This window comes from Pseudonocardia cypriaca (assembly GCF_006717045.1).
GTDB classification, from domain to species: domain Bacteria; phylum Actinomycetota; class Actinomycetes; order Mycobacteriales; family Pseudonocardiaceae; genus Pseudonocardia; species Pseudonocardia cypriaca.
The window spans coordinates 1,207,216-1,233,720 of the sequence record NZ_VFPH01000003.1; the positions used below are offsets into that span (position 1 = coordinate 1,207,216).

The window sequence follows — 26,505 nt, forward strand, 5'->3', positions numbered from 1 at the left end:
ATAGCCGTTCCTCCGCGGTCCGGCGATTCTCGGTCCTCACGGACCCAGCAGCAACGCGGCTTCCGCCTCCCGGTCAGGGCGGCCCTCCTCGTCGAGGCCGCGCTCGACGTAGTAGCCCGCGACCATCGCGCGGAGACGTTCGGCGGTCAGCGCGGCGACCCGGCCCGAACCCAGCTGCAGGGGCGTATCCAGCATGCGTTGCGGCAGCGTGTCGTCGGCGGCCGTGGCCCCTTCTCGCTGGTTGAACACCCGCTTGGCCAGCACGATCCGGCGCGCGACCGAGTGCAGCTCGGCCGCGTCGAGGTCCCAACCGGTGACCGCCTGCAGCAACGCGGCCCACTCGGTGAACGGATCTTCGAAGACCCCGCGCAGGAACTTGCAGAGGATCATCGAGTCCATCACGGCGGCCCGGTCCTCGGTGCCCACCGCCGCGGCGACCTGGGCAGGCCCGCCGTTCAGCCGGTCGTGCTCGCCGGAGAGGTCCGCCTCGTACGCGCCGGAGCGGTTGTGGTCGGCGCCGCGGGCGTTGACCGCGAGACCAAGGGCCATCGCCTGCAGGGTGCGCGGCTCGTACCCGGGCAGTTCAAGGCCCTTGACCTGCGGCGCGAACTCGATCGAACCGTTGCCGACGACCTCGGCCGCCCGGCGCGAGCCCTGCGCGAGCAGCTCGCCGAGGCCCTCCTCCCGGGCGCCGATCAGGTCGAGCGCGCGCAGCAACGCGGCACCGTCGCCGAACCTCAGCCAGGGTGCGTCGATCAGGCCGCGCTCGGCGCACTCCATCGCCCAGGCGATCGTGCCGCCCGCCGAGATGGTGTCCAGGCCCAGCTCGTCGCAGCGGGCGCTGGCCGCGAACACGTCGTCCGGGTCGGACACCCCGCACAGCGGCCCGAGCGCGAACACGTTCTCGTACTCCATCCGCTGCGTGCCGCCGCCCTTGCGGGAGTAGATGTGCTCGCAGCCGATCGAGCAGGACGCGCACGAGTTGCGGGCCACCCCGCGCAGCTCGTGCAGCTCCTCGGCGGCCAGCCGGGGCGCGCCCTCGAAGGTGACCGCGGTGAAGTTGCGGGTGGGGAGCGTGGAGACGGCGTTGAAGGCCAGCAGGTTGGCCAGCGTGCCCAGCTCGCGGTACTTCGCAGTGGCCGGTCCGAAGCTGCGTGTCCGCAGGTCCTTCGCCGCGGCCAGCACCGCGGTCTGGTCGGCGATCTCCACCCGGGTCGCCGACCGGACCAGCACCGCCTTGACGTTCTTGGCCCCCAGCACCGCGCCCAGCCCGCCGCGCCCGGCGTGGCGGCCGTCGTGGCTGACCGTGGCGTAGCGGACCTGCCGCTCCCCGGCGGGACCGATGGCAGCGGTCTGCCAGCCGCGCCCGAACCGCTCCCGAACGGCCGCCTCGGTCTGCGCCGCCGGCATGCCGGCCAGCTCCGGAGCGGGCTCGAGCCGGGCCCCGTCGCCGTCGACGAGCAGGACCGACAGCTCCGCCGCCTTGCCCCGGATGACGATCGCGTCGTTCCCGGTCAGCTTCCCGGCGATCGCGAACCTGCTGGACGCCAGCGCATCGGTGAGCAGCCCGGTGAGCGGCGACTTGGCCACCACCGCGAACTTCGCGCTCGTCGTCAGCGGGGTCCCCACGAGCGGGGAGAACACGAACGCCAGCGGCGCGTCCGGGGAGAGCGGGTCGACCCGGGCCGGGGCCAGCCGGTGCATCAGCCAGGTACCCAACCCGACCCCACCGAGGTAGGCGCGCAGCACTGCGTCGTCGAGGGGGAGCGGCGCGCTCGTCGCCTCGCGGTCCCCGACGTCGACCACCAGGGCTCGCCCGAAATATCCACCGGCCGGCACGACACGAGCCTAGGCCTGCCAGGGCGCTCTAGCCCCCTGCGTCGGCCGACAAGAAGGCGACGGTGTCCCCGATGACGAGCGGCAGGCGTGCGTCGCGGGTCATCTGGTCCCCGTTGACGGCCGCGACGACGTGCCGGTCGAGCGCGATCCCGACCGCGGCGGCCGCCGCACCGAGGGAGGCCGCGCGGACCGTGCGCGGTCCCCGCTGCCCGCCGCTCGCGAGCGCCCCGAACCGCTCGACCACCACCTCCGGCTCCGGCCGGGCGAGCGCGGCCGCGTAGTCGTCGGGCTCGTTGACGTTCACCAGCGAGTCCAGCGCGGGGTCGGCGCGTGCCAGCTCGGCGTCGGCCAGCAGGGCGTCGTCGTCGAGCTGGGTGACCCGGCAGTGCCGGAACAGCATCCCCGGCCGCAGGTCCCCCTCACCCAGCAGCTTCTCCACCAGCCCGGCGAGCGCCGTGCGGTAGCCCGCGGCAAGTGGCTGCCGGTAGCCGCGGGCCACCGGGAGCACGACGTCGGTCTCCGGATCCGTGAACTCGCGCAGCACCCGCCGGACCAGCGCGGGGTGCAGGAAGGGCAGGTCGGTGGAGCACACGAAGGCGGCCGGTGCGCGCCCCTCGAGCGCGGCCAGGCCCGTGGCAAGCCCCCGCATCGGCCCCAGCCCTTCGACGGGGTCGGCCACCAGCTCGATCCCGGGCGGCAGCTCGGGCAGGTCCTGGCCGGGAGCGGCGACGACCAGCACGGGCCCGCCGACGGTGCGGGCGAGCAGGGCGGTGGTCCGGTGCAGCAGGGTGGAGCCGTGCCACTCGAGGGCGGCCTTCGGGCGGCCCATCCGCGACGACCGGCCCCCGGCGAGGACCACGCCGGCGGCTTCAGCGAGCCCGACCACGGATCCGACACTAGAGGACGGTCCGGCCGTCGCTACCGGACGATCGCCGCCGCCCCGTCGAGCACGCGCGCGAGCCCGAACGCGAACCGCTCCTCCGGAGCGATGTCGTCATCGGCTTCGTAGAGCCGGCGGGCCAGGTGCGGGTACTCGCCGCTGTCGAGGAGCCGGCGGACGTAGGGGCCGACGCTCGCCTGCCACTGCGCCTCGGTCAGCCCGGTCCGCCGCTGCGCCTGCAGGTCGGCGAGCTCGGATGCGACGGCGCCGAGCACGTAGGCCATGACGGTGCCGACGACGTTCAGCGCGAGCGTGGCGTCGGGCGTGAGCTCGAAGGCGGCCCCGACCACGGGGTACCAGCCGGAGGCAGGCGAGACCGTCGACGACTTCACCCCCGAACGCTGCCGGGAGCTGGTCCGCGCGGCGGTCGGGGACGCTGAGCTCGACGTCGAGGTGCGCAGCGTCCTGCCGTGGCGACCGCGCGGCGAGATCGCCGACCGGTTCGCCGACCGACGGGTCTTCCTCGTCGGCGACGCGGCGCACGCGGTCTCGCCCATCGGGGCGTTCGGCCTGAACACCGGCATCGCCGACGCGCACAACCTCGCGTGGAAGCTGGCGGCGGTGCTCCGCGGCGAGGCGGGCGAGGCCCTCCTGGACACCTACGAGGCCGAACGGCACCCCGTCGCGGCGTGGACCCTCGACCAGGCGCTGCGCAGGCTCCCCGACGCCCGGCTGCACTGGGGCACCGGGCCGGCCGCGGACGCCGCCCGTGCCGCGGCGGGAGTGGCGGCCGCCCCGGTCGTGCAGCTGGCCTGTCGCTACGACTCCGCCGCGGTGGTCGATCCGCAACCGGAGCTGCCGTCGACGGTCGACGTGGAACTGGACTTCGACGGCGCGCCCGGTTCCCGGCTGCCGCACCTCTGGCTGGACCTGGACGGCAAGCGCATCTCCAGCCTCGACCTCGTCCGGTCGCGGTTCACCGTCCTGACGGGCGTGGCCGGGGACGAGTGGGTGGGCGCGGCGGCCGAGGTGGCGGCCCGCCTCGGCATCGACATCGGTGCGCACCGCATCGCTCCCGGAACCCTGCTGAGCGACCCGCACGGGCGGTGGCCCCACGCCGCCGGGATCGCCGAGAGCGGCGCGCTACTGGTGCGACCGGACGGGTACGTCGCCTGGCGCGCCCACGCGGCGACGCCCGGGCCGGCCGCTGCTCTCGAGGACGCCCTGAACAGGGTGCTCGCGCGTGGCCGGGCCGATGTACACCAGCCCGACGTGCTGTGAGAAAATAGCCGGTTAATTTCGGCTGCTAATTGTATTCGGTGAGTAACCGGCACTGTTGACAGTACACCCGAATGGCCCTAACGTGCCCGAATGTAAAGGCTTTCTGAAACTGGTTGTAGTCTTTGCGGGCACCAGCAGAGCAGCGGATGCCCTCGGGGGGCCGATGAACGAGACGAAGCCCAAGGTCGTCGTCGACCACCTGTCCGTGTCGCTCGGCGGCAACCACATCCTCGACGACATCGAGCTCTCCGTCGCCGAGCACGAGTTCGTGTGCATCATCGGCACGTCCGGTGGCGGCAAGACCACCCTGCTGCGCACCGTGGCCGGCCTGCTGCCGCCCGCGGCGGGGTCCGTCCAGCTCGACGGCGAGGAGATCCGCAAGCCGACGCCCCGGATCTCGATGGTCTTCCAGCACTTCGGGCTGTTCCCGTGGAAGACGGTGCGGGCGAACGTCGAGTACGGGCTGCGGGTGCAGGGCCGCACCGGCTACGGCCCGAGGGTCGACGAGCTGCTCGAGATCATGAACCTCACCCATGCCCAGCAGCGTTATCCCCACCAGCTCTCGGGCGGGATGAAGCAGCGCGTCGGCATCGCCCGCGCGTTGTCGATGGAGCCCGAGCTGTTGCTGCTCGACGAGCCGTTCAGCGCGGTCGACGCGATCACCCGTGAGGTGCTGCAGAACGAGGTGTTGCAGCTCTGGGAGCGCAACGCCGGCATGTCGGCGATGCTGATCACGCACGACGTCGACGAGGCCATCCTGATGGCCGATCGGATCGTCGTGATCGCGGGCCCGCCAGGGCGCATCGCGCTCGAGGTCCCGGTAGACATCCCCAGGCCGCGGTCGGCCCGCGCGGTGCGCTCCCACGAGTCGTACGCCGACCTGCGTGAGCAGCTGTGGAACGCCCTGCAGGTCGGCACCGACCGCGTGCTGGAGAGCGCATGAGCACCGTGGTCGAGGGGCCCGGCGCGACCCGTCCCGCGTCGCGCGTCCGCACCCGCAGGTCGGCCGGCTCGCTGTCGCCCAGCACGAGGTGGGCGCTACGGCTGACGTCCGTGGTCGCTATCGCGGTGGCGTGGGAGCTCTACGGAAGCGCGATCAACCCGATCCTGCTGTCCTCCCCGACCGCGATCATCGCCGCCGCCTTCGACATGGTCGCGGACGGCACCCTGCCCAAGGCGATGGGGGAGAGCTTCGTCGTACTGGGCGTCGGCTCGCTGATCGGCGTCACGGCCGGGCTCGTGATCGGGCTGGCCGCCGGCCGCAACCAGGTCTTCGCCACGCTGATCGAGCTGCCGCTCAACGCCCTCTACGCCACCCCCACCGTGGCGCTGATCCCCGTGATCGTGGTCTGGTTCGGGTTCGGGCCCACCGCCAAGACGGTCGTGGTGATCCTCTTCGTGCTCTTCCCCGTGCTGATCAACACGATGCGCGGGGTGCAGGAGGTCGACCGCGAGCTCGTCGAGGTGGCGCGCTCGTTCTGCTCGGGTGAGCGTCGCATGTGGTTCGACCTCATCCTGCCGTCGGCGCTGCCGTACGTCGTCACGGGCCTCCGGCTCGCGATCGGGCGCGCGCTGATCGGCATCATCGTCGCCGAGTTCTTCACGGCGTTCTCCGGGCTCGGCTACCTGATCGTCACCAACGCCAACAGCTTCCAGACCGACCGCACGTTCGTGCCCATCCTCGTGATCGCGGCGCTCGGGGTGATCCTCACCGGGCTCCTCGAGCTGGTCGAGCGTCGCGTCGTCCGCTGGTCGGCGAGAGACTGAGGGGAATCCATGTCGTCACGACCGCGCAGGCTGCTCGCCGTCGCTCTCGTCGCGCTGTCCGCGCTCACCGCCGGGTGCGGGACGCTGGGCCAGGAGGCCGAGGCGGCCGCCAGCGGGCGTCCCATCCTCCGGATCGGCCTGCCGACCGGCGTCACGAGCTTCGCCAACGCCGACATCCTCGTCGCCCAGCAGAAGGGCTTCCTCTCCGACTACGGCGTCGCGGCCGAGATCCAGAACTTCCGCTCGGGAGTCTCGGTGGTGCAGGCCGTCGCCGAGGGGCAGCTCGACGTCGGGGCGTCCAGCATCGAGCCGGTGGTGAACGCCGTGGCGGGCGGTGGTGACGTCGTCATCATCGGGTCCTTCAGCGACCGGCTGGCGGTCTCCGCCGTCACGCCGAAGGACGTCTTCACCCCGTCCGACCTGCGCGGACGCCCGCTCGGGGTGCAGGAGGTCGGTGCGTTCCGCGAGGTCATGACCAGGCTCGTGCTCCAGCAGGGCGGTCTCACGCCCAACGACGTGCAGTACGTGCCCGTGGACGCGCAGTCCTACACGGCGGCCCTCGTGGACGGCCGCATCCAGTCGGCCATCCTGCAGACCGAGCAAGCGGTCGCCGCCGCCCACTCGTACGGCAACCTGCACGTCCTCGCGAACCTCGCCGACATCGTGCCGAACTACCACTACGGCACGTTCTTCGTGTCGCGCTCCTGGCTGGAGGCCAACCGGGAGACGGCCTCGCGGCTGCTCACCGCCCTCACCAAGGCCCACCGGTTCATGTACAGCAACAAGGACGAGACGGTGCGCATAGTCGCCGACGCCACCGGCTTCGACGACTCGATCATCGCCGAGTCCTACGACATCCTGCTCACGCAGCGGCAGGTCTTCCCCCTGAACACCGGCCTCGACCCCGACCGGATCCGCAGCACGGTCGAGTCGATGGGGCAGCTGGGGATCCTCAAGGGTGACCCACCGCCGGTCGACCGGCTCATCGACACGGGGCCCGCGACCGACGCCATCAAGCAGCTCGGCGAGCGCGCCGGGGCCCGGCGCTGAGGCGCGGCTACCCGAACCCCACCGAGACGGCCGTGATCCCGTTGCTGTAGTCCGCTTGTGGAACGCCGTTCCCGTCACGGCAGCCTGGTAGGAGCTACCGTCGGCCCCGTGACGGGCCCACCGGCGACTCCGCTCGCCCGGCACCTGCTGCGGGTGCGGGACCTCATGGACCGCGCCTTCGCGGGGCCGCTCGACGTGCCTGCGCTCGCCCGTAGCGCCCACGTGTCCGAGGACCATTTCAGCCGGTCGTTCAAGGCCGCCTTCGGCGAGACCCCCCACCGCTACCTCCTGCGCAGGCGGATGGAGCGGGCGAAGGCGCTCCTGCGCGCGGGCGAGCTGTCCGTCACCGAGGTCTGCCTCGCCGTCGGCTTCACCAGCCTCGGGTCGTTCAGCACCCAGTTCCGCCGGTTCGTCGGCGAGAGCCCCACCTCCTACCGCAGCCGCGCGGGCCACGAGGAGCTCGCGGCCATCCCCTCCTGCCTGGTCCGCCGGTACACCCGCCCGGCAGGTTGAGCGGTTTTCGAGAAGCAGCGGCTGCGGTCGCGCTCGTAGCGTCCCCGCCATGGAGACAGTGACCTCGGCAGACGGAACGACCATCGCCTTCGACCAGATCGGTGCGGGGCCGCCGCTGGTGCTCGTGGCGGGAGCCTCGTGCGACCGCGCCGTCGACGCCCGCATCGCGCAGGGCCTCGCCGCCCACTTCACCGTGCTGAACTACGACCGTCGCGGCCGCGGAGACAGCACCGACACCCTCCCGTACGCCGTCGAGCGCGAGATCGAGGACCTGGAGGTCCTGCTCGCCGCGGCGGGCGGCTCGCCGGTGGTGGTCGGCCTCTCGTCGGGCGCGGTGCTCGCGGCGCACGCCGCGGCCGCCGGGCTGCCGGTCGGGCACCTCGTGATGTGGGAGCCGCCCTTCCGGCTCGACGCCGCCGCCCGGCGCGCCGCGCGCGAGTACGCAGAACGGACGACCGCGCTGCTGGCAGAAGGGCGCCGCGGCGACGCGCTGGAGCTGTTCATGACCGTGGTCGGCCTCCCAGCCGATGCGATCGCCGGTATGCGGCGGTCGCCGTACTGGGAGCTGGGTGAGCGGCTCGCGCCCACACTCGCCTACGACGCCGCCGTGACGGGCGACGGGAGCATCCCCGCCGAGCGCTTCGCCGCGATCACCGCCCCCACCGCCGTCTTCACCGGGGGTGCGAGCCCGGACTGGTTCCGCGCCGCCGGCAAGGCAGCAGCAGGCGAGATCCCCGGCGCGACCTACGGCGAGCTGCCCGGCCAGACCCACGACGTCGCGCCGGACGCGCTCGCATCGGCGGTGCACGACTTCGTCGGCGCGCCCTACGCTCGACAGCCGTGATCACGGGGTTCGCGCTCGTCTGCCTGAACGTACTGGACCTCGACGAGGCCAAGCGCTTCTACGTGGACGTGCTCGGCTTCGAGGTCGGCATCGACAGCGAGATGGACGGCTTCCGCTGGTTGACCGTGCACCCGCCCGGTCGGCCCGGCACGCCGATGATGCTCGTCGTGCCGGAGCCGCCCGTGGTCGAGGAGCCGATCGCCGGGCAGCTGCGCAGCCTGGTCGCCCGCGGCTACCTGGGGCTCGGTGCCCTCGAGACGGACGACTGCCGGGCGACGTACGAGGAGCTGAAGGCGCGGGGCGTCGAGTTCATCGAGGAGCCGGAGGAGCGGTTCTACGGGATCGACGCCGCGTTCCGCGACCCGTTCGGCAACCACTGGCGGCTGACGCAACCGAGAACGCTCGACGAGATCCGCACGACTGCTACGTAATCAGTAGCGTCGAGGGATGGAGCCGCGAATCGCGCCGGTGCACCCTCCCTACGACGAGGACGTCGAGCGGCTGCTCGGCAAGCTGATGCCGCCGGGCTCCCCGCTCGATCCGCTGCTGCTGTTCCGCGTGCTCGCGGTCCACCGCGACCTGGCCGACCGGATGCGGCCGATGGCGTCCGGGCTGCTCAACAAGGGGCTGCTGCCGGCGAGGGACCGCGAGGTGCTCATCGAGCGCACCACGGCGCGAGCGGGCGCCGAGTACGAATGGGGCGTGCACGCGGTGGTCTTCGGCCCGTCGGTCGGTCTCGACGAGGCCACCCTGGCGGCGCTGGCGACCGCCCCTGCCGATGCCCCGGTCTTCGACCCGCGCACGCGCCTGCTGGTCACGGCCGCCGACGAGCTCTCCGACGGCCGGCTGACCGACGGGACGTGGCAGGAGCTCGCTGCGATCTTCGAACCCGCCCAGCTGATCGAGCTGATCATCCTCTGCGGCTGGTACCGGACGCTGTCCACGGTGATCACCTCGGTGCAGCTGCCGCTCGAGCCGTGGGCCCCGCGGTTCCCGGACTAGCTACGGAGTTCGTAGCGGATCAGGCCCTCCGGCGACAATGGGCCCGTGAACGACCCCACGGCACCCCTCCCCGGCTCGCCGGTCCGCGGATCGCGGTCCGGCCGCCCGATCATGGCGGCCTTCGACCTGCTGGGCCGGCGGTGGGCGTTGCGCATCCTCTGGGAGCTGCGGGACGGGGCGGTCGGCTTCCGGGCGCTGCAGGAGCGGTGCGACGGCCTGTCCCCGACCGTGCTGAACACGCGCCTCGGCGAGCTGCGCGCCGCCGGCCTCGTCGAGCAGGACGAGAACCGGGCCCACCGCCTGACGGCGCTCGGTGAGGACCTCGGCGATGCGATCGCGCCGTTGCGTTCGTGGGCGGTGCGGTGGGCGGAGGTTGTGGAACGTGGTTCTGGCAGCTGAGACGTGCTGCATCGGCGTGTTGAAGATCGTTATGGAGCCTGTTGCTGTAACTTGATGGTGTAACGCCATTCCAGCAAGGGGTTCCAGTTGTCGACTCGTACACGCGCCGCTCGCGCGGAACGCGCCCAGGCCACCCGGCAGCGGGTGGTGGCAGCCGCGACACCGATGTTCGTACGCGACGGGTACGTGGAGACGACGATGGCGGGCATCGCCCGCGCGGCAGGCGTGGCGGTGCAGACGCTCTACCTGTCCTTCGGCAGCAAAGCAGCGGTCCTGGAGGCCGCGCTGGCCGTCGCGACCGACGACCAGCCGAACGAGTGGCTCCCGGACGTGCGGGCCGAGGAGGCGGGTGCCTCGGCGCTACGGCGGTACGTCGAGCAGGCGGGGGCGCAGGTCGAGCGCCGATTCCCGCTCGACGCGGCACTGCGGGCCGCCGCGGCCGACCCCGAACCCGCCGAGCTGCTCGACCGCACCCGCCGCGCGGAGCTCGCCGTGCACGCCCAGGCGGTGGACGAGCTCGCGGAGAAGCCCGGTTTCACCACCGACATCTCGCTGCAGCGCGCCACGGAGATCGTCGCGACGGTGCTGTCGCACGAGACCTACGGCCTGCTGGTCGTCACCCAGGGCTGGCCGGCGCAGGACTGGGCGGACTGGGTCACCCACCACCTGATGGTCGACCTGTTCCCGTTCCCGCACCTCCCGGATTCACCAGCGGGCGGCCCGGGCTGATCGAACCCGGCAGCGGGAGGCGCGAAATGTCGGAGGGGCGCGCCACACTGGACGGCATGGCCATCGTCCGGTCCGTGGTCGAGGCGCCCGCACCAATCGGGGCCCTCACCATCGGCGTCACGCCAGCAGGGCTCGCGCTCGTCGCGTTCGGGCACCAACCCGAGGTGGTCGAACGGGCGGCCGACCGGCTGGGCGAGCCGCTGGTCGACGCCGAGGGCGGCGCCGCCGTGGCGCAGCTCGCGGAGTACCTGGCCGGTACGCGGCGGGAGTTCGACGTGCCGCTCGACTGGTCGCTCACCTCCGGGTCGCAGCGCGTCGTGCTGCAGACGCTGCACGACACCGTTGCGTACGGCGCCACCGTCACCTACGGGGAGCTCGCGGCGCGCAGCGGGCTCGGCAAGGCATACACGGCGGCGCGCGGCGTCGGGTCGATCATGGGCTCCAACCCGCTGCCGGTCGTGGTGCCCTGCCACCGGGTGCTCGGCTCCGACTCGCTCGGCGGCTTCGGCGGCGGCCGGGCCACCAAGGAATGGCTGCTCGCGCTCGAAGGCGTGCTCACGCCCGCGCTCGATTTCGGGTAGGCACGACATCGTGACGGACGTCGACGTCTTCGACCCGCGCACGTTCGCGCGCGGGGTGCCCCACGACGCGCTCCGCCTGCTGCGCGACACCGACCCGGTGAGCTGGCAGGAGGAGCCCGAGATCGGGATCTGGCCGGCGGGCCCGGGCTTCTGGGCCATCACCCGCCACGACGACGTCAAGCACGTCCTACGCGCGCCCGAGGTCTTCTCCTCTGCGCTCGGCGCCACCCAGATCCGCGACCCCGACCCCGCCGACCTGCCGTTCCTGCGCCGGATGATCCTCAACATGGACCCGCCGGAGCAGGTGCGGCTGCGCCGGATCGTCACGGGCACGTTCACCCGCAGGCGCCTGGAGCTCTTCGCCGATGCCGTGCGGGGGCGGGCGGCCGCGCTGCTCGGCGCCGTGGCCGGGCGGGGAGCGTGCGACCTGCCGCGCGAGGTCACCGACGACTTCCCGCTGCAGAACCTCGCCGACCTGCTCGGCGTGCCCACGGCCGACCGGTCGCTGCTGCTCGAGTGGACCAACCGCGTGATCGGCTACCAGGACCCCGAGCACGCCCACGTCGTCACCGACGCCGAGGGCCGGCCGGTCAACCCGCGCTCGCCCGCGCAGCTCGCTAACATGTTCGGCTACGCCGAGGAACTGGCCGAGCGCAAGCGCGCCGAGCCGGCCGACGACCTCATGACCGCGCTCGTCCGGGCCGAGGTCGACGGCCAGCGGCTCACCGACGCCGAGCTGAAGATGTTCTTCTTCCTGTTGGTGATCGCCGGCAACGACACCGTCCGCAGCGCGCTGCCCGGCGGCGTGCTCACCCTCGTCCGCCACCCCGACGCCTACGGGCGGCTGCGCACCCGGCCCGAGCTCCTGCCGTCGGCGATCGAGGAGCTGCTGCGGGTGCACCCGCCCGTGCTCACGTTCCGGCGCACCGCGGCGCGCGACGTCGAGCTGCGCGGCAAGCGGATCGCGGGTGGCGACAAGGTCGTCGTCTACCACGTGTCGGCCAACCACGACGAGCGCCGCTTCCCCGACCCGTTCCGCCTCGACCTCACCCGCGAGCCGAACGACCACCTGTCGTTCGGGCAGGGCCCGCACCTGTGCCTCGGGGCGGCGTTCGCCCGGCTGCAGATGCGCGAGTTCTTCACCGAGTTCCTGCGGTTGCCGCAGGTGGAGCTGGCCGGCGAGCCGCGCAGGCTCGTCTCGAACTTCATAAACGGGATCACGAGTCTCCCGCTGCGCTGGTAGCCGCCAACACGGCCCGATCTGTGGGAAAGTTGAGGAAAACACACACGCACTCACCACGGCGGAGAAGATGGCTACGAGAACGGTCGCCGGTGTCGACGGACGCATGTGGTCGGTGCGCCGCAACATCGAGTGGTCCCTACCGGCCACGGGCGACGACTTCGAGCACGACGTCGACGGCGGGCGCGGTGCGGCAGTGCTCATCCTGTCGGCGCTCTTCGTGTTCTGGCTGATCATCATCGTCTGGCGGCCCGCGGGGGTGCACATCCCCTGGTTCCTGTACCTCGTCGCGTTCGCCGTCGTGGCCTTCTTCCCCATCCGGTGGTTCCTGCGCAGGCCGTGGACGATCGTGGCCGAGACGGCGGGCGGCTACGACCTGCCTGCCGAGCGGTGGACCGGGCTCGTGCGCGGGGGGTCGAAGGCGAAGGAGGAGATCCGCATCATCGTTCGCCGCATCCGCACCCAGGGCACACCGGGCCACGCCGACAGCCCCCTGCAACCGGTGAACTGATGCCCGAGCTCCCCGAGGTCGAGGCGCTGGCCCACCACCTGCGCGAGCACGCGATCTACCGGCCGGTCGCGCGCGTCGACGTGGCGGGCATGAGCGTCGTCAAGACGTTCGACCCGCCGGTGTCCGCGCTGGCCGGGCGGGTGGTCACCGGGGCGGCCCGGTACGGCAAGTTCCTGTCCGTCGACTTCGGCGACCGGCCGGAAGAGCCGCTGCACCTGATCACCCACCTGTCCCGGGCAGGCTGGCTGCGCTGGCACGACTCCGCCGCCGCGACGCCGCCGAAGCCCGGGCGGGGGCCGCTCGCCCTGCGGGTGCACCTCGACACCGTCGGCGGACCGGGGTTCGACCTCACCGAGCAGGGCACGCAGAAGCGCCTCGCCGTCTACCTCGTGGCCGACCCGCAGCAGGTGCCGGGCATCGCCCGGCTCGGCCCCGACGCGCTCGCCCTCACCCGCGACGAGTTCGCCGCGCTGCTCGCCGGGCGCACGGAGCGGCTCAAGACCCTGATCGTGGAGCAGCAGGTGATCGCCGGCATCGGCAACGCCTACAGCGACGAGATCCTGCACACGGCCCGCCTCTCGCCGTACGCCACGGCCGGCCGGCTGACGGCCGAGCAGGTCGACGACCTCTACGCCGCCATGCGGTCGGTGCTCACCGACGCCGTCGAGCGGTCGGTCGGCCAGGGCGCCGCCGAGCTCAAGGGTGAGAAGCGCTCCGGGCTCCGGGTGCACGCCCGCACCGGGCTGCCGTGCCCGGTGTGCGGCGACACCGTTCGGGAGGTCTCTTTCGCGAGCAAGTCGTTCCAGTACTGTCCCGCCTGCCAGACCGGCGGCAAGCCACTCGCCGACCGGCGGCTGTCGCGCCTGGTGAGGTAGGTAGGTGGGGGTGGAACGTGGCTGAGCTGCTGGGCAGCTCCACGGCGCTGCTCGTCGCCGGCGGCGTCATCATCGTGATGATCGGGCTGCTGGTGTGGCTGATCATGAAGAACCGGCGCAACACCTTCGCGACGCCGTTGGAGCGCGCCACCTTCGCCACGCTGCACACGGTGGCGCTGGCCGCGCCGTCGCTGCGCGAGGGCCTCTCGCCGAACTCCGCTGCGTTCGCGCTGCCGTACCTGCGGCAGCTGCTGGACACGTGCGCGCTGGCCATGACCGACAACCGGGGCACCACCCTGGCCTGGGACGGCGACGCCGACCAGCACGAGCCGGACGTCCGGTCGCTGGCCGACCAGGTGATCTCCACCGGGCGCCAGCAGGTGCTGTCGCACACCGCACTGTCCTGCGAGCACCCCAACTGCGCGGTCAGGGGCATCGTGGTCGTGCCGCTGGAGACCGACGGCGCGATCGTCGGCACCCTCGCGGCCCTCACCACGTCCACCGCTGGCCCGGTGCTGCTGCGGGCGTCGGCGGAGGTCGCGCGCTACGTGTCGAGCCAGCTGGAGCTCGCCGAGCTCGACGAGTCGCGGGCCCGGCTCAACCGCGCCGAGGTCAGGGCGCTGCGGGCGCAGATCTCGCCGCACTTCGTCTACAACGCGCTCACCACGATCGCCTCGTTCATCCGCACCGACCCGGTGCGCGCCCGCGAGCTGCTCATCGAGTTCGCCGACTTCACCCGCTACTCGTTCCGCACCGCGGGTGAGTACACGACCCTCCAGGACGAGCTCACCAACATCGAGCGCTACGTCCGGTTGGAGAAGGCCCGCTTCGGCAACCGGCTCAACATCAAGCTGCAGATCGCACCCGAAGTGCTCTCGGTCGTGCTGCCGTTCCTCGCGCTGCAGCCGCTGGTGGAGAACGCAGTGCGGCACGGGCTGGGCGGCAAGCCGAACGGCGGCACGATCACGATCACCGCGGAGAACGCCGGTGCGGAGTGCGTGATCATCGTGGAGGACGACGGGATCGGCATGGACCCGGCGCGGCTGCACGAGGACCTGGACGACGCCCACCAGTCGGGTGCCCACGTGGGCCTCGGCAACGTCGACGACCGGATGCGCTCCACGTTCGGCGACGACTTCGGCCTCGTCGTGGACACCGCGCCCGGCGAGGGCATGAAGATCACGCTGCGCGTCCCGAAGTTCCGCGCCGGCATCCGGGTCTGAGCGCACCGAGACCGCGACTCGCGCGCACTTAGACCGCGACTCGCGGTGGCGCTGGGCACGTCTCGGCGCTTCTTGATCTTGCGACTCGCGCGCAGCCGCGTAACGTGGCCGCATGGACGTGATCCGCCTCCCGGACCGGCTCGCCTCCCGCCTCCCCGGTCGTTTCGGCGACCGCGGCGACCGGCCGGTCGTGTCGCTGCTGCGACTGCACGGCGTGATCACGGCCGCCACCGGGCCGATGCCCCGTTCGGTCATCAACGCGCAGGCGGTCGAGAAGCCGCTCGAGCGGGCGTTCGCACCGGAAGGGCTCGTGGCGGTCGCGCTGCTGGTCAACTCACCGGGCGGCTCGCCGACCCAGTCGGCGCTGGTGGCCGACCGGATCCGCGGCCTCGCCGCGGAGAAGGGCGTGCCGGTGTTCGCGTTCTGCGAGGACGTGGCGGCGTCGGGGGGCTACTGGCTGGCGTGCGCTGCGGACGAGATCTACGCGCACGCCACCTCGATCGTGGGTTCGATCGGCGTGATCAGCCACGGTTTCGGGCTGGACGGGCTGATCAAGCGGTTCGGCGTGGAGCGCAGGCTCTACACGGCGGGTGAGTCGAAGTCCCGTCTCGACCCGTTCCTGCCCGAGAAGCAGGAGGACGTCGCGTGGCTGCGGGAGCTGCAGGACCAGCTGCACACGATGTTCCAGGAATGGGTGGTGGCGCGGCGCGGGGATCGCCTGCGCGAGAAGGACGGGCTGTTCACGGGTGAGGTGTGGACCGGAGCGAAGGCCGTGGAGCTGGGCCTGGTCGACGGGCTCGGCACCGCACGCGCTGTACTCGGCGAGCGCTTCCCCGAAGCCGAACTCGTTCCGGTGGAGGGGCGCAAGCCGCTACTCGCCCGGCTCGGACTGACCCCTCCCGCGGCCTCCACCAGCGTGATCAGCACGGACGCCCTCCTGGGCCTTGCCCAGGCGGCCGAGATACGGGCCGCGTGGGCGCGGTACGGTTTGTAGCGCGGTGTGACCGGACGAACCCGATTGGTGCTGGGCTCTGGCACTCACACGGATTCGCCGTCACCATGGTCGTCGGAGTTGGGGCAGGACGTCCCGGCCCCGGCCCCCGGACACGCAGGATGAGGAGATCGTGGACAGCAACGACAGCTCCGGCGGCCTGGTCGTCCTCGCGGTGGACGACGAGCTGCCGGCTCTCGAAGAACTGGCCTACCTGCTGAGCGAGGACCCCCGCGTCGGCACCGTGCTCAAAGCATCGGACGCCACCGACGCACTCCGCATCCTGAACAGCCGGCAGGGCGTCCGCGAGGCCGCCACCGCCGGTTCGGCCCACCGCGGACTCGCCGACCCGGTGAGCGGCACCCGCGTGGCCGACCGCACCCACGTCGAGATCGTCTTCCTCGACATCCGCATGCCGGGCCTCGACGGCCTCGAGCTGGCGCGGGTGTTCTCGTCGATGGCCGTGCCGCCGTCGGTCGTGTTCGTCACGGCCCACGACGACCGCGCCGTCGACGCCTACGAGGTCGGGGCCGTCGACTACCTGCTCAAGCCGATCCGCTCCGAGCGGCTCGCCGCCTCGATCGACCGCATCCTCGCCAACCGGGCCGCCACCGTGGCCGAACCGCAGCCCGAGCAGAGCACCGAGGACGAGGTGATCCCGGTCGAGCTCGCCGGCACCACGAAGCTCGTGCCGCGCTCGGCGGTCCGGTACGTGGAGGCCCAGGGTGACTACGCCCGCCTGCACACCAACGAGGGCAGCCACCTCGTCCGCATCCCCCTCTCCGTGCTGGAGGACCGCTGGCGCGAGGCCGGCTTCGTGCGCATCCACCGGTCGTTCCTCGTGGCGCTGCCGTTGGTCACGGAGCTGCGGCTGTCCGGCTCCGGCTACGTCGTGCGGGTCGGCACCGGCCCGGACTGCGCCGAGCTCCCGGTGAGCAGGCGCCACACCCGCGAGCTGAAGGACCGGCTCGTCCGCGCGACGAAGCAGGCGTGGAGCCAGCGATGACCACGTTCACCGACGGCGCCCCGCCGTCGGTGACCCCCGAGCCGGACGACGGCTCGGTCCCGCACCGCGCAGAGGCCCCCGACCCGGATCCGGACGCCGGATCCGCGTGGTTGCACGACGAGATCCAGCGCCGCATCGCCGAGAAGGCAGCAGCAGGCGGCGGTGGGCGGCACGCGCGCCGCGGCGGAACCACGACCCCCAGCTCCGCGGAGTACGTCGCGCGGCACTCCGTTGCCACGCCCGGGCCGGGTGCGCCCCGTCCGGGCCCGGTCGGCGGGCAGATGTCACAGGCGAGCGAGCTCCTGCGTCGCGAGCGCACCGAGGGCACCGCAGCCCGGCCGGTCTGGTCCGGCCCGCCCACCCGGTCGGCTCCCGCACAGCCCGCACAGCCCGAACAGCCATCGTCGGACGGTGAGGCAGCGCCCGCCGGTCAGGTGCGCCCGGGGATCGCCGCGGCCGCCGCGATGCGGGGTGCCGCTCGCGGGCGCGCCTACAAGTCGGCGAACGTCGCCACTCCCGTGACCCCGATCCCCTCGGTGGAGGCCACCGCGCCTGCCCCGCCCCGTCCCGGCCCGGCCGCGCCCACGGAGGCGCCGCCGCAGAACCAGCAGGCCACCGCACCCGTCCAGCCCCGGCCGGCACGCACCACTCCGAACGCCGTCCCCGGCCGCGCAGCGCCGACCGGCCCCCTGCCCGCGCCACCTCCCACGCCCGGCGAGGCCGTCCTGCGGTCCGCGCCGACGGGTCCCGCCCCGGCCGTCGCGCCGCGGCCGGCTCCCAAGGCCCCGGACCCCGTCGCGGCCGAGCTCACCGCACCGGTCCCGCCCGTCCCGGCCGCGCCCGCCGACGACGAACCGTCCGGCACCCAGGATCAGCCCGGCCCGGCTCCCGCGGGTATCAGCGTGCCCGAGCAGCGGGGCGCCGAACTGCGCGGTTCCCCATCTCCCGGCCCCGACGCCGCGGCACCGCAGGGGAGCAAGCGGGTGCGGGTGGTGCTCGCCGAGCGCAAGAGCGTGGCCCGCCCCGTCCGCACGGTCATCACCATCCAGGAGAGCACGGGCGTGGGGGAGCTGCTGCGCACCAACCTCATCGGGTCGCAGCTGGCGATCGCCCTGCGGTTCGCGATCGGTGCAGGTCTCACCCTCGGGCTGTTGCCGCTGCTCTTCGCGATGGTCCCGGAGGTCGGACGCGTCGAGGTGCTCGGGATCCGCCTGCCGTGGCTCCTGCTCGGCGTGCTGGTCTACCCGTTCCTCTTCGGGCTCGGGCTGTGGCACACCCGCACCGCCGAGCACCTCGAGCAGAACTTCGCCGAGACCGTGCAGGACTAGTTGGGAGTGACCACCCCTGCACTCGTCGCGCTCAGCGCGATCGGGCTCGTCGGGCTCGTGTCGGCCCTGATCGGCTCGTACGGCGTCCGCATGGCGCGCAGCACGTCGGACTTCCTCGTGGCCTCGCGCACCGTGGGCCCGATCGCCAACGCGGGCGCGATCTCCGGTGAGTACCTGTCCGCGGCGTCGTTCCTCGGCATCGCGGGCCTGATCCTGCGTGAAGGCGCCGACGCGCTCTGGTACCCGGTCGCGTTCGTCGCGGGCTACCTCTCCCTGCTGCTGTTCGTGGCCGCCCCGCTGCGGCGCAGCGGTGCCCACACCGTGCCCGACTTCGCCGAAGTGCGGCTCGCCTCGCCGGTCCTGCGCCGGCTGTGCACCGCGTTCGTGCTGGTGATCGGCTGGCTGTACCTGCTGCCCCAGCTGCAGGGCGCTGGGCTCGCGCTCACCACGCTCACCGGCCTGCCCGCCTGGAGCGGGGTCGCGGGCGCCGGCGTGGTCGTCCTGCTCACCGTCGTCGGCGGGGGGATGCGCTCGATCACCTTCGTGCAGGCGTTCCAGTACTGGCTCAAGCTCACGGCGCTGCTCGTGCCCGCCCTCGTGGTGGGCAGCCTGTTCCTGAACGACACCCGCAGCTTCGACCGGCCGACGTCCCCGCGGTTCGAGCAGAACACGGCGGTGGACGTCCGTACCGATGTCGTGCTGTCCGTGACGGAGCCCGTGCAGGTGCGGGTCGACGGCATCGTCAACGGCAGCTGGGCGCGGGGCGACGTCACCTGGCAGGCCGGGCAGTACGTGGTGGAGGACGGCACCACCCTGAAGTTCGTGGCGGGTTCGGCCGTGCCCACCGTCGACGGCGCTCCCACCACCGACCGCGAGTGGCTCGAACCGATGACGGGCACCGCGGTCGACCAGCTGCTGTCGATCTACTCGATCCTGGTGGCCGGGTTCCTCGGCACGATGGGGCTCCCGCACGTGCTGGTGCGCTTCTACACCAACCCGGACGGGCGGGCCGCCCGCCGCACCACGCTGATCGTGCTCGCGATGATCGGGTTCTTCTACGTGCTCGTCACCCTGCTCGGCGCGCTCACCCGCATCTACACGCCCCAGCTGCTGGTGAGCGGCGAGACCGACGCGGCGGTCCTGCTGGTGCCGACGGCGGTGCTTGGGCAGGACTGGGCCGGCTGGCTGCTGGGCGGGCTGGTGGCGGCGGGCGCCGCGGCGGCGTTCCTGTCCACGTCGTCCGGGCTCGTCGTCAGCTTGGCGGGCGTGCTGTTCACGGACGTGCTGCGGGGGCGGTGGACCGACTTCCGCCTGGCCGCCGCACTGTCGCTCGTCGTGCCGCTCGGGCTCGCCCTGGTCATGGCGCGGTCGGACTTCGCGCTGACCGTGCCGCTGGTCTTCGCGGTGGCCGCATCGACGTTCTGCCCGCTGCTCGTGCTGGGGATCTGGTGGCGTGGCCTGACGGCGGCGGGCGCGATCGCGGGCGTGCTCGTCGGCGGCGGCCTGTCCGCGGTGGCCGTCACGCTGTCGCTGTTCGCCGCGGTGCCGCAGGGCTGGGCCGGGGTGTTGCTCTACCGGCCCGCCGTGGTCACCGTGCCCGCCGCGTTCCTGACGATGGTCCTGGTGAGCCGGTTCACGCGGGCCTCGATCCCGCGCGACGTCGACCGGTCGCTGATCATGCTGCACGCTCCGGAGCAGCTCGGGCTCTCCCGCGACCGGTTCGACCGACCCGGTCGCGCCGGGTGACCGACGAAGGTGTAGTGGTGGGCGGGCCATCGCGTTGACATAGTGAGTCCGTGACGACGACCGGCATCATCGCGATCGTGGCCATCGGCCTCGTCGCGCTGGCATCGGCCGTGATCGGGTCACTCGGGGTGCGCGTGGCGCGCAGCACCTCCGACTTCTTCGTCGCCTCGCGCACGGTGGGCCCGATGGCCAACGCGGGCGCGATCTCGGGCGAGTACCTCTCCGCCGCGTCCTTCCTCGGCATCGCCGGGCTCATCCTCCGCGACGGCGTCGACGCGCTGTGGTACCCGGTCGGCTACACCGCGGGCTACCTCGCGCTCGTGCTGTTCGTGTCGGCCCCGCTGCGGCGCTCCGGCGCCTACACGGTGCCCGACTTCGCCGAGTTCCGCCTGCGCTCCGGCCTGCTGCGCAAGGTCTGCGCGGTGTTCGTCGTGGTCATCGGCTGGTTGTACCTGCTGCCCCAGCTGCAGGGGGCGGGTCTCACCGTCACCACCGCCACCGGGCTCCCGGACTGGTGGGGCTCCGCGGTGGCGGCCTTCATCGTGGTCGCCACCGTCGTGCTGGGCGGCATGCGGTCGATCACCTTCGTGCAGGCGTTCCAGTACTGGCTCAAGCTCACCGCACTGGCGCTGCCTGCGATCATCGCGGCGATCTTCTTCTTCAGCGACGACCGCAGCTTCGACCAGCCGGCCCCGCCGCAGTTCCCCGACCGCGCGACGGTCCAGATCCGCACCGACGTGGAGCTGCAGGTCGCGGAGCCGGTCCAGTTCATCGCGAGCGGGGTGCTCGACGGCAGGAACGTGACCGACGCCCCCGTCCGCTGGGAGATCGGGAGGCACACCGTCCTCGCGGGCGCGGAGCTCGAGTTCCCGGCGGGCGCACCGGTGCCGGTGGTCGCAGGAGCTCCGGTGACGGACTCCACGTGGCTCGCCCCGTTCCCGGACGGCCGCGAGCACGGCCTGCTCGCCACGTACTCGCTGATCCTCGCGCTGTTCCTCGGCACCATGGGCCTGCCGCACGTGCTCGTGCGCTTCTACACCAACCCCGACGGGCGGGCGGCGCGCCGCACCGCGGTGTTCGTGCTCGCCCTGCTCGGATGCTTCTACCTGGCGGTCACGCTGCTCGGTGCGCTGTCGCGCCTCTACACGCCGCAGCTGCTCGTCAACGGCGACACCGACGCGGCCGTCCTGCTGCTGCCGGCCGCCGTGCTCGGCAGCGGCCTGGCCGGCGCACTGCTGGGCGGGCTGGTGGCGGCGGGGGCGTGGGCGGCGTTCCTGTCCACCGCGTCCGGGCTGATCGTGAGCGTCGCGGGCGTGCTGTCCACCGACCTCATCGGGAGCAGCCGGGTTCGTGACTTCCGCATGGCGGCGGTGGTCGCCGGTGCGGTGCCGCTCGCCTTGGCGGTTGCTGTCACCCGGCTGGACTTCGGGGAGGCCGTCGCGCTGGTCTTCGCGGTGGCCGCGTCGACGTTCTGCCCGCTGCTCGTGCTCGGCATCTGGTGGCGCGGGCTCACCGCGGCGGGCGGTATCGCCGGCGTGCTGGTCGGCGGGCTCAGCTCGGCCGGCGCGGTCGCCGTCAGCCTCGCCGGGTTCGTCGACAGCGGGTGGCTGGGCGTGCTGCTCTACCGGCCTGCGATCGCCACGGTGCCGGCGGCGTTCATCACGATGATCGTGGTCAGCAGGTTGACCAGCCGGCAGCGCCCGATCGACGCCGACCAGGTGCTCCTGCGGCTGCACGCACCCGAACGGCTCGGCCTGAGCCGCGACCGCCTCGAGGACCGCCAGCGTCCCAATTGGTGAGACCGCCGGCCCGGCAGTTCGCTCGACGGGACGACCCGCGGTCGCCCTTCGGTCCGGTACGTCCGAGTCGGGACCGCTCGTCGACCGCTCGTCGGCCAGTCGTCCCGAGATCCTCGCCGCTGATCCCGAGTTGGTCGCGACAGTTGCACGGCGCCCGCCATCACCCAGGTGGAGTATTCCAGAGCGGGAGTGTGACTTGGCTATGGTTCGCCCCGTTGTGCCCCGAAGGCGCGGCGACGATGCAATGCGCGGACGGAAGAGAACGGAGACGACGCCGTGAGTGCCACAGGCGAGCGATCTACAGGCACCATCTACGAACAGATGCAAGCCACTCCCGAGTTCGTCGAGCTGCGCAGGAAGCTACGGCGATTCGTCTTCCCGATGAGTGCCGCCTTCCTGGTCTGGTACCTCCTCTACGTGTTGCTGGCATCGTTCGCGCCCGGGTTCATGGCGATCCCGGTGTTCGGCAACATCAACGTCGGTCTGATCTTCGGCCTGCTGCAGTTCGTCACCACGTTCGTGATCACCACGGTCTACGTGCGGTACGCGAACCGGCACCTCGACCCGGCCGCCGAGAAGATCCGTGAGCAGATCGAAGGTGCCGCATGAACCTCGTCATCGCACAGGCGCCGGCCTCCCCGGGCGTCGGCAACCCGCTGCTGAACATCGGCATCTTCGCCGCGTTCGTCGTGGTGACGCTGGTCGTGGTGTTCCGCGCCAGTCGCAACAACCGCACGGCGGCCGACTACTACGCAGCCGGGCGGTCGTTCACCGGCCCGCAGAACGGCGTCGCGATCGCCGGTGACTACCTGTCCGCGGCGTCGTTCCTCGGTATCGCGGGTGCGATCGCGGTGAACGGCTACGACGGGTTCCTGTACTCGATCGGCTTCCTCGTCGCGTGGCTGGTGGCGCTGCTGCTGGTCGCGGAGCTGCTGCGCAACACCGGCAAGTTCACGATGGGCGACGTGCTGAGCTTCCGGATGCGGCAGCGTCCGGTGCGGGCTGCTGCGGCCACCTCCACGCTCGTCGTGTCGTTCTTCTACCTGCTGGCGCAGATGGCGGGCGCGGGCGCGCTCATCGCGCTGCTGCTGCAGATCCCGAACAGCAACACCTTCGGCCAGGGTGTCGTGATCGCCATCGTCGGCGCGCTGATGATCACCTACGTGATGGTCGGCGGCATGAAGGGCACCACCTGGGTGCAGATCATCAAGGCCGCCCTGCTGCTCATCGGAACCGCGGTCATCACCGTCTGGGTCCTCGCCCTGTTCGGGTTCAACCTGTCGGCCCTTCTCGGCCAGGCCGTGGACGCCAATCCTCAGGTGCAGACCTCGCCCACCGCAGCGCCCAAGGAGCTGGGCGAGCGGCTGCTGATCCCGGGCCTGCAGTACGGCGCGACGACCACGGCGAAGATCGACTTCCTGTCGCTCGGCCTCGCTCTCGTGCTCGGGACGGCCGGCCTGCCGCACATCCTGATGCGCTTCTACACCGTGCCGAGCTCGAAGGAAGCGCGTCGCTCCGTGGTGTGGGCGATCTGGCTGATCGGCATCTTCTACCTGTTCTCGCTGGTGCTGGGTTACGGCGCGGCGGCCCTGGTGGAGGGTGGCGCGCAGCGCATCGCGACGGCACCGGGCGGCACCAACTCGGCGGCACCGCTGCTCGCGTACCAGCTCGGCGGCGAGTTCCTGCTCGGGATCATCTCGGCGGTCGCGTTCGCCACGATCCTGGCGGTCGTGGCCGGCCTGACGATCACGGCGTCGGCGTCGTACGCCCATGACGTGTACGCGAACGTCATCAAGAAGGGGCAGACCAGCCCGGACGCCGAGGTGCGGGTCGCCCGCATCACCGCCGTGGTCATCGGCGTCATCGCCATCGCAGCCGGCATCCTCGCCCGCAACCAGAACATCGCGTTCCTGGTGGCGCTGGCGTTCGCGGTGGCGGCCTCGGCGAACCTGCCGACGATCCTCTACTCGCTGTTCTGGAAGCGGTTCAACACCACCGGTGCGCTCTGGAGCATCTACGGCGGTCTCGCCTCCTGCGTGCTCCTGATCGTGTTCTCGCCCGCGATCTCCGGCCGTCCGACGTCGATGATCGCGAACGTGGACTTCCACCTGTTCCCGCTGTCCAACCCGGGCCTGGTGTCGATCCCGCTCTCGTTCATCCTGGGCGTCATCGGCACCTACGTCGGCGGCAGGCACCCCGTCGAGGAGGGGAAGTTCGCCGAGATGGAGGTCCGCTCCCTCACCGGGGCCGGCTCCGAGAAGGCGATCGTGCACTGATCCGACCCAGCACGGAACGGCGCCCGGCCCTGTGGCCGGGCGCCGTTCTGCGTTAACCGGGGTGTGACGTCCCGGCGTGCGAGGATTGCGGCCATGACCGGACCAGCCGTCCAGGAGGTGTCGGTGGCGCAGCTGCCGCCCGACGCCGCTCTGCTCGATGTCCGCGAGTCCGACGAATGGGCCGCGGGCCACGCCCCTGGGGCCACCCACCTGCCGATGTCCGAGCTCACGGCCCGGATGGACGAGCTGCCCGACGGCGACCCGCTGTACGTCATCTGCCGCTCCGGCGGCCGGTCCGCCCGCGTTGCGGCCTACCTGTCCGCACAGGGCTACCCGGCGGTGAACGTCGAGGGCGGGATGCAGGCGTGGGCCCGGCAGGGCCGCGAGATCGTCGCCGCCGGCGGCGCCCAGCCCCAGATCGTCTAGGTCGCGGTACCCGTGCAACCAGCGGCTCCGGGTGCGGACGAGGCCGGCATGGGCCCGCCATGTCCGCGCTGTGGCCGCCAGGCCCCGGCGGGTGGTGGGCCGTTCTGCCCGTTCTGCGGCCGCTACCTGGCTGCCCTGCGCTGGGTGGCCGAGCCTCCGCCCAGCGCCACACCGCCCCGGCAGGTGCCCCCACGGGCCCGCTACACCGGGCCGCCGCGCTACCGCCTCCTGCCCCGGTGGGGGTTCCCGCTCGGCCCGTGGACGCCATCCGATCCGGAGCCGGAGCGGCCGGATCCGCTGGTCGGCGCGCGGACGATCCTCGGCTCGCTGGTGCCGCTGCTGTGGGCCACCGCCGCGGTGGCGTTGCTCGCCGCCGGCGCGGAGGTGTGGCGGTACGTCCTCCTGCTGGCCAGCCGGGACGGCGCGCTCCGGGCCGAGACCGTGGCCGCCTCCGACGCTCTCGTGGCGTCGGCAGGCACCGTCGCTCCCATCCTGACGGTGGTGGTCGGCGTCCTGATGGTGCTGTGGACCGTCCGTGCCGCGCAGGCGGCCGGCGAGCACGCGCAGGTCCGGCCGTCCCGGTCCACGCGCATGATCGTGCTCGGGTGGCTCGTGCCGGGGCTGAACCTCTCGGTCCCGGGGTCCGTGCTCGCCGAGATCGAGCACAGCGCGATCGGGCTGCCGGCCGAGCGGCGCCCGCGCCCGTCGCGACAGGTGCTCGTCTGGTGGGCGTTGTGGGCGGCGAGCGCGGTGCTCACCGCCGTCGTGCTGCTGTGGTCACTGCGCACCGGGGTGCAGGCGCGCGCCGACGGTGTCGTGCTGCACGCCGTGCTCGACCTGCTCGCCGCCGTCACCGCGGGCGTCACGGCACGGCTCGTGCTCCGGCTCACCCGGCTGCTCGCCCCGGCCGCGCCACGCAGGCGCGAGGTGCTGTTGCGGGTCGGTTCGGCGTCCACGGCGCCCGAGCAGCCCAAGGGCCTGTCCGCGCCCACGGTGTCCACGGCCTGACCGGGCCGCGGGCGGTCACGCCAGCCGCAGCTCCCGCAGCCCGCGCATGACGAAGTCCGGCCGTCGCGGGGGCTCGGCCCCGAGCTGCACGGCCGGAAGCCGGCGGCGCAGCGCGTCCAGGGTGGCCGCCACCTCCACACGGGCGAGCGGGGCGCCGAGGCAGTAGTGGACGCCCGCCCCGAACCCGAGGTGCGGGTTGGGCCGGCGGCCGACGTCGAGCTCGTCCGGACGGGCGAAGACGGCCGGGTCCCGGGCGGCGGCCCCGAGCAGCGCGGCGATCTTCGTGCCGGCCGGCACCGAGTGTCCGGCCACCGCGGTGTCGACCACGGCGGTGCGCTCGAACAGCTGCAGCGGGGGGTCGTAGCGGATGAGCTCCTCCACCGCGGTCGCGTCCAGCCCCGGGTCGGCGACCAGCCGCCGCCACTGCTCGGGGTGGCGCAGCAGGGCGAGCACGCCGTTTCCGATCACGTTGACCGTGGCCTCGTGACCGGCCATGAGCAGCAGCGCGGCGGTGCCGACCAGCTCGTCGGCATCGAGGTCGGCGTCGAGCAGGTCGGTGATCAGGTCGTCGCCCGGATGCCGCCGCCGGTGCGCGGCGAGCCCGCGGAGCGCCTCCACGAACTCGGCGGCCGCCCGCTCCGCCTCCGCGCGCCGCACCCGGCCGGGGTCCGGCTCGTACATGGTGACGATCGTGTTGGACCAGCCGCGCAGCGCCGACCGTTCCGGCTCCGGCACGTCGAGCAGATCGGCGATCACCTCGACCGGCAGGACGGCCGCGACACCCGCCATCAGGTCGGCGCTGCCGTCGGCCCGGACGCGCTCGACGAGCTCGCCGACCAGCCGGTCGGCGAGCGCCCGCACCCGCGGCTCCAGCCGGGCCGTGTGGCCGCGGTTGAAGGCGCCAGCCACCAGGCGGCGCAGCCGGTCGTGGGGCTGGCCCTCGCGTTCGAGCAGCGAGTTGCGGTGCAGCAGGTTGAAGGCCGGGAAATCGGCGGCCGGTTCGGCGTCGACCCAGATGCGGCCCAGGTCGCGCCCGCGCAGCACCTCGGAGCACGCGGCGTGCGACACCGCGACCGGGATGCCCAGCAACGGGTGCTCGTGCACCGGGGCCTGGGCGCGCAGCGCGGCGAAGGCCGGGTACGGGTCGGCGAGGAAGTCCGGGTCACCCGGGTCGAAAGGGGCCATGGCGGT

At 72.5% G+C, this 26,505-nt stretch carries 28 protein-coding genes; 24 read left to right on the forward strand and 4 right to left on the reverse strand.

What is annotated here, in order from left to right; translation table 11 throughout:
• Positions 1–36 precede the first annotated feature (36 nt).
• From FB388_RS37280 to FB388_RS40115, 3 genes are read right to left on the reverse strand one after another with little or no spacing between them, the layout of a single operon-like run.
• Positions 37–1,839 (reverse strand): aldehyde ferredoxin oxidoreductase family protein, encoded by a 1,803-nt coding sequence (locus FB388_RS37280; RefSeq protein ID WP_142107346.1) that lies wholly within the window; start codon positions 1,837–1,839, stop codon positions 37–39.
• Between the two features lie 28 nt (positions 1,840–1,867).
• Positions 1,868–2,725, reverse strand: coding sequence for a molybdenum cofactor guanylyltransferase (gene mobA / locus FB388_RS37285; RefSeq protein ID WP_211362455.1), 858 nt, complete (start codon positions 2,723–2,725; stop codon positions 1,868–1,870).
• A 32-nt stretch (positions 2,726–2,757) separates the two neighbouring features.
• Positions 2,758–3,069, reverse strand: a complete 312-nt coding sequence (locus tag FB388_RS40115) for a TetR/AcrR family transcriptional regulator C-terminal domain-containing protein (protein WP_211362456.1) — start codon at positions 3,067–3,069, stop codon at positions 2,758–2,760.
• Here FB388_RS40115 and FB388_RS37295 point away from each other — a divergent pair.
• From FB388_RS37295 to FB388_RS37410, 24 genes are all read left to right on the forward strand, one after another.
• Positions 3,044–4,000 carry an FAD-dependent monooxygenase gene (locus FB388_RS37295; RefSeq protein ID WP_211362457.1) on the forward strand — a complete coding sequence of 319 codons (957 nt, stop codon included), beginning with the start codon at positions 3,044–3,046 and terminating at the stop codon, positions 3,998–4,000. The two genes, FB388_RS40115 and FB388_RS37295, sit on opposite strands and share 26 nt — an antisense overlap.
• A 163-nt stretch (positions 4,001–4,163) precedes the next feature.
• On the forward strand, positions 4,164–4,943 hold the full coding sequence (locus FB388_RS37300; RefSeq protein WP_142107349.1) for an ABC transporter ATP-binding protein: 780 nt from the start codon (positions 4,164–4,166) through the stop codon (positions 4,941–4,943).
• Entirely contained in the window at positions 4,940–5,767 is an 828-nt protein-coding gene (locus tag FB388_RS37305) for an ABC transporter permease (RefSeq protein WP_142107350.1), read from the forward strand. Before FB388_RS37300 ends, FB388_RS37305 begins: the two co-directional genes overlap by 4 nt.
• Before the next feature lie 9 nt (positions 5,768–5,776).
• On the forward strand, positions 5,777–6,817 hold the full coding sequence (locus FB388_RS37310) for an ABC transporter substrate-binding protein (RefSeq protein WP_142107351.1): 1,041 nt from the start codon (positions 5,777–5,779) through the stop codon (positions 6,815–6,817).
• A 165-nt stretch (positions 6,818–6,982) separates the two neighbouring features.
• Positions 6,983–7,330, forward strand: coding sequence for a helix-turn-helix transcriptional regulator (locus FB388_RS37315; protein WP_142107772.1), 348 nt, complete (start codon positions 6,983–6,985; stop codon positions 7,328–7,330).
• Positions 7,331–7,379: 49 nt separating this feature from the next.
• Complete coding sequence (locus FB388_RS37320) at positions 7,380–8,174, forward strand: alpha/beta fold hydrolase (RefSeq protein WP_142107352.1); 795 nt, start codon at positions 7,380–7,382, stop codon at positions 8,172–8,174.
• Positions 8,171–8,605: a VOC family protein gene (locus FB388_RS37325; RefSeq protein WP_142107353.1), complete on the forward strand. Its 435-nt coding sequence runs from the start codon at positions 8,171–8,173 to the stop codon at positions 8,603–8,605. Before FB388_RS37320 ends, FB388_RS37325 begins: the two co-directional genes overlap by 4 nt.
• 16 nt (positions 8,606–8,621) lie before the next feature.
• A complete protein-coding gene (locus FB388_RS37330; protein ID WP_211362458.1) occupies positions 8,622–9,176 on the forward strand; it encodes a carboxymuconolactone decarboxylase family protein in 555 nt (184 codons plus the stop codon).
• 45 nt (positions 9,177–9,221) lie between these two features.
• Positions 9,222–9,575: a winged helix-turn-helix transcriptional regulator gene (locus FB388_RS37335; protein WP_246122781.1), complete on the forward strand. Its 354-nt coding sequence runs from the start codon at positions 9,222–9,224 to the stop codon at positions 9,573–9,575.
• Between the two features lie 87 nt (positions 9,576–9,662).
• The gene (locus FB388_RS37340) at positions 9,663–10,304 is read left to right on the forward strand and encodes a TetR/AcrR family transcriptional regulator (RefSeq protein ID WP_142107354.1); all 642 of its coding nucleotides are present in this window, start codon (positions 9,663–9,665) and stop codon (positions 10,302–10,304) included.
• A gap of 56 nt (positions 10,305–10,360) precedes the next feature.
• Positions 10,361–10,885, forward strand: coding sequence for a methylated-DNA--[protein]-cysteine S-methyltransferase (locus FB388_RS37345; protein ID WP_211362459.1), 525 nt, complete (start codon positions 10,361–10,363; stop codon positions 10,883–10,885).
• Between the two features lie 10 nt (positions 10,886–10,895).
• Complete coding sequence (locus FB388_RS37350) at positions 10,896–12,128, forward strand: cytochrome P450 (RefSeq protein ID WP_142107356.1); 1,233 nt, start codon at positions 10,896–10,898, stop codon at positions 12,126–12,128.
• 67 nt (positions 12,129–12,195) lie between these two features.
• A complete protein-coding gene (locus FB388_RS37355) occupies positions 12,196–12,636 on the forward strand; it encodes a hypothetical protein (RefSeq protein WP_142107357.1) in 441 nt (146 codons plus the stop codon).
• Positions 12,636–13,511: an Fpg/Nei family DNA glycosylase gene (locus FB388_RS37360; protein WP_142107358.1), complete on the forward strand. Its 876-nt coding sequence runs from the start codon at positions 12,636–12,638 to the stop codon at positions 13,509–13,511. The genes FB388_RS37355 and FB388_RS37360 overlap by 1 nt, the downstream gene beginning before the upstream one ends.
• A gap of 17 nt (positions 13,512–13,528) precedes the next feature.
• Positions 13,529–14,734 carry a sensor histidine kinase gene (locus FB388_RS37365; RefSeq protein WP_246122782.1) on the forward strand — a complete coding sequence of 402 codons (1,206 nt, stop codon included), beginning with the start codon at positions 13,529–13,531 and terminating at the stop codon, positions 14,732–14,734.
• Between the two features lie 121 nt (positions 14,735–14,855).
• Positions 14,856–15,728, forward strand: a complete 873-nt coding sequence (locus FB388_RS37370; RefSeq protein ID WP_170226035.1) for a S49 family peptidase — start codon at positions 14,856–14,858, stop codon at positions 15,726–15,728.
• A 130-nt stretch (positions 15,729–15,858) separates the two neighbouring features.
• A complete protein-coding gene (locus FB388_RS37375) occupies positions 15,859–16,731 on the forward strand; it encodes a LytR/AlgR family response regulator transcription factor (RefSeq protein WP_142107360.1) in 873 nt (290 codons plus the stop codon).
• Positions 16,728–18,059: a hypothetical protein gene (locus tag FB388_RS40120; protein ID WP_211362460.1), complete on the forward strand. Its 1,332-nt coding sequence runs from the start codon at positions 16,728–16,730 to the stop codon at positions 18,057–18,059. The genes FB388_RS37375 and FB388_RS40120 overlap by 4 nt, the downstream gene beginning before the upstream one ends.
• Before the next feature lie 6 nt (positions 18,060–18,065).
• The gene (locus tag FB388_RS37385) at positions 18,066–19,805 is read left to right on the forward strand and encodes a sodium/solute symporter (RefSeq protein ID WP_211362461.1); all 1,740 of its coding nucleotides are present in this window, start codon (positions 18,066–18,068) and stop codon (positions 19,803–19,805) included.
• Between the two features lie 50 nt (positions 19,806–19,855).
• The gene (locus tag FB388_RS37390) at positions 19,856–21,604 is read left to right on the forward strand and encodes a sodium/solute symporter (RefSeq protein WP_142107361.1); all 1,749 of its coding nucleotides are present in this window, start codon (positions 19,856–19,858) and stop codon (positions 21,602–21,604) included.
• A gap of 321 nt (positions 21,605–21,925) precedes the next feature.
• A complete protein-coding gene (locus FB388_RS37395; RefSeq protein ID WP_142107362.1) occupies positions 21,926–22,213 on the forward strand; it encodes a DUF485 domain-containing protein in 288 nt (95 codons plus the stop codon).
• Positions 22,210–23,880, forward strand: coding sequence for a solute symporter family protein (locus FB388_RS37400; protein ID WP_142107363.1), 1,671 nt, complete (start codon positions 22,210–22,212; stop codon positions 23,878–23,880). The genes FB388_RS37395 and FB388_RS37400 overlap by 4 nt, the downstream gene beginning before the upstream one ends.
• A 93-nt stretch (positions 23,881–23,973) precedes the next feature.
• Entirely contained in the window at positions 23,974–24,306 is a 333-nt protein-coding gene (locus tag FB388_RS37405; RefSeq protein ID WP_142107364.1) for a rhodanese-like domain-containing protein, read from the forward strand.
• Between the two features lie 48 nt (positions 24,307–24,354).
• The gene (locus FB388_RS37410) at positions 24,355–25,314 is read left to right on the forward strand and encodes a DUF4328 domain-containing protein (protein ID WP_246122783.1); all 960 of its coding nucleotides are present in this window, start codon (positions 24,355–24,357) and stop codon (positions 25,312–25,314) included.
• Between the two features lie 15 nt (positions 25,315–25,329).
• Here FB388_RS37410 and FB388_RS37415 read toward each other — a convergent pair whose 3' ends face one another.
• Entirely contained in the window at positions 25,330–26,499 is a 1,170-nt protein-coding gene (locus FB388_RS37415) for a cytochrome P450 (protein ID WP_142107365.1), read from the reverse strand.
• Positions 26,500–26,505 lie beyond the last annotated feature (6 nt).

What these genes read in the sequence shown, in the direction of transcription:
- FB388_RS37410 (WP_246122783.1), top strand. Translation starts at nt 24,355, where the DNA reads ATGGGCCCGCCATGTCCGCGCTGTGGCCGCCAGGCCCCGGCGGGTGGT.
- FB388_RS40120 (WP_211362460.1), top strand. Translation starts at nt 16,728, where the DNA reads ATGACCACGTTCACCGACGGCGCCCCGCCGTCGGTGACCCCCGAGCCG.
- FB388_RS37320 (WP_142107352.1), top strand. Translation starts at nt 7,380, where the DNA reads ATGGAGACAGTGACCTCGGCAGACGGAACGACCATCGCCTTCGACCAG.
- FB388_RS37360 (WP_142107358.1), top strand. Translation starts at nt 12,636, where the DNA reads ATGCCCGAGCTCCCCGAGGTCGAGGCGCTGGCCCACCACCTGCGCGAG.
- FB388_RS37355 (WP_142107357.1), top strand. Translation starts at nt 12,196, where the DNA reads ATGGCTACGAGAACGGTCGCCGGTGTCGACGGACGCATGTGGTCGGTG.
- FB388_RS37315 (WP_142107772.1), top strand. Translation starts at nt 6,983, where the DNA reads ATGGACCGCGCCTTCGCGGGGCCGCTCGACGTGCCTGCGCTCGCCCGT.
- FB388_RS37415 (WP_142107365.1), bottom strand. Translation starts at nt 26,499, where the DNA reads ATGGCCCCTTTCGACCCGGGTGACCCGGACTTCCTCGCCGACCCGTAC.
- FB388_RS37345 (WP_211362459.1), top strand. Translation starts at nt 10,361, where the DNA reads ATGGCCATCGTCCGGTCCGTGGTCGAGGCGCCCGCACCAATCGGGGCC.
- FB388_RS37405 (WP_142107364.1), top strand. Translation starts at nt 23,974, where the DNA reads ATGACCGGACCAGCCGTCCAGGAGGTGTCGGTGGCGCAGCTGCCGCCC.
- FB388_RS37400 (WP_142107363.1), top strand. Translation starts at nt 22,210, where the DNA reads ATGAACCTCGTCATCGCACAGGCGCCGGCCTCCCCGGGCGTCGGCAAC.
- FB388_RS37305 (WP_142107350.1), top strand. Translation starts at nt 4,940, where the DNA reads ATGAGCACCGTGGTCGAGGGGCCCGGCGCGACCCGTCCCGCGTCGCGC.
- FB388_RS37330 (WP_211362458.1), top strand. Translation starts at nt 8,622, where the DNA reads ATGGAGCCGCGAATCGCGCCGGTGCACCCTCCCTACGACGAGGACGTC.
- FB388_RS37395 (WP_142107362.1), top strand. Translation starts at nt 21,926, where the DNA reads ATGCAAGCCACTCCCGAGTTCGTCGAGCTGCGCAGGAAGCTACGGCGA.
- FB388_RS37310 (WP_142107351.1), top strand. Translation starts at nt 5,777, where the DNA reads ATGTCGTCACGACCGCGCAGGCTGCTCGCCGTCGCTCTCGTCGCGCTG.
- FB388_RS37300 (WP_142107349.1), top strand. Translation starts at nt 4,164, where the DNA reads ATGAACGAGACGAAGCCCAAGGTCGTCGTCGACCACCTGTCCGTGTCG.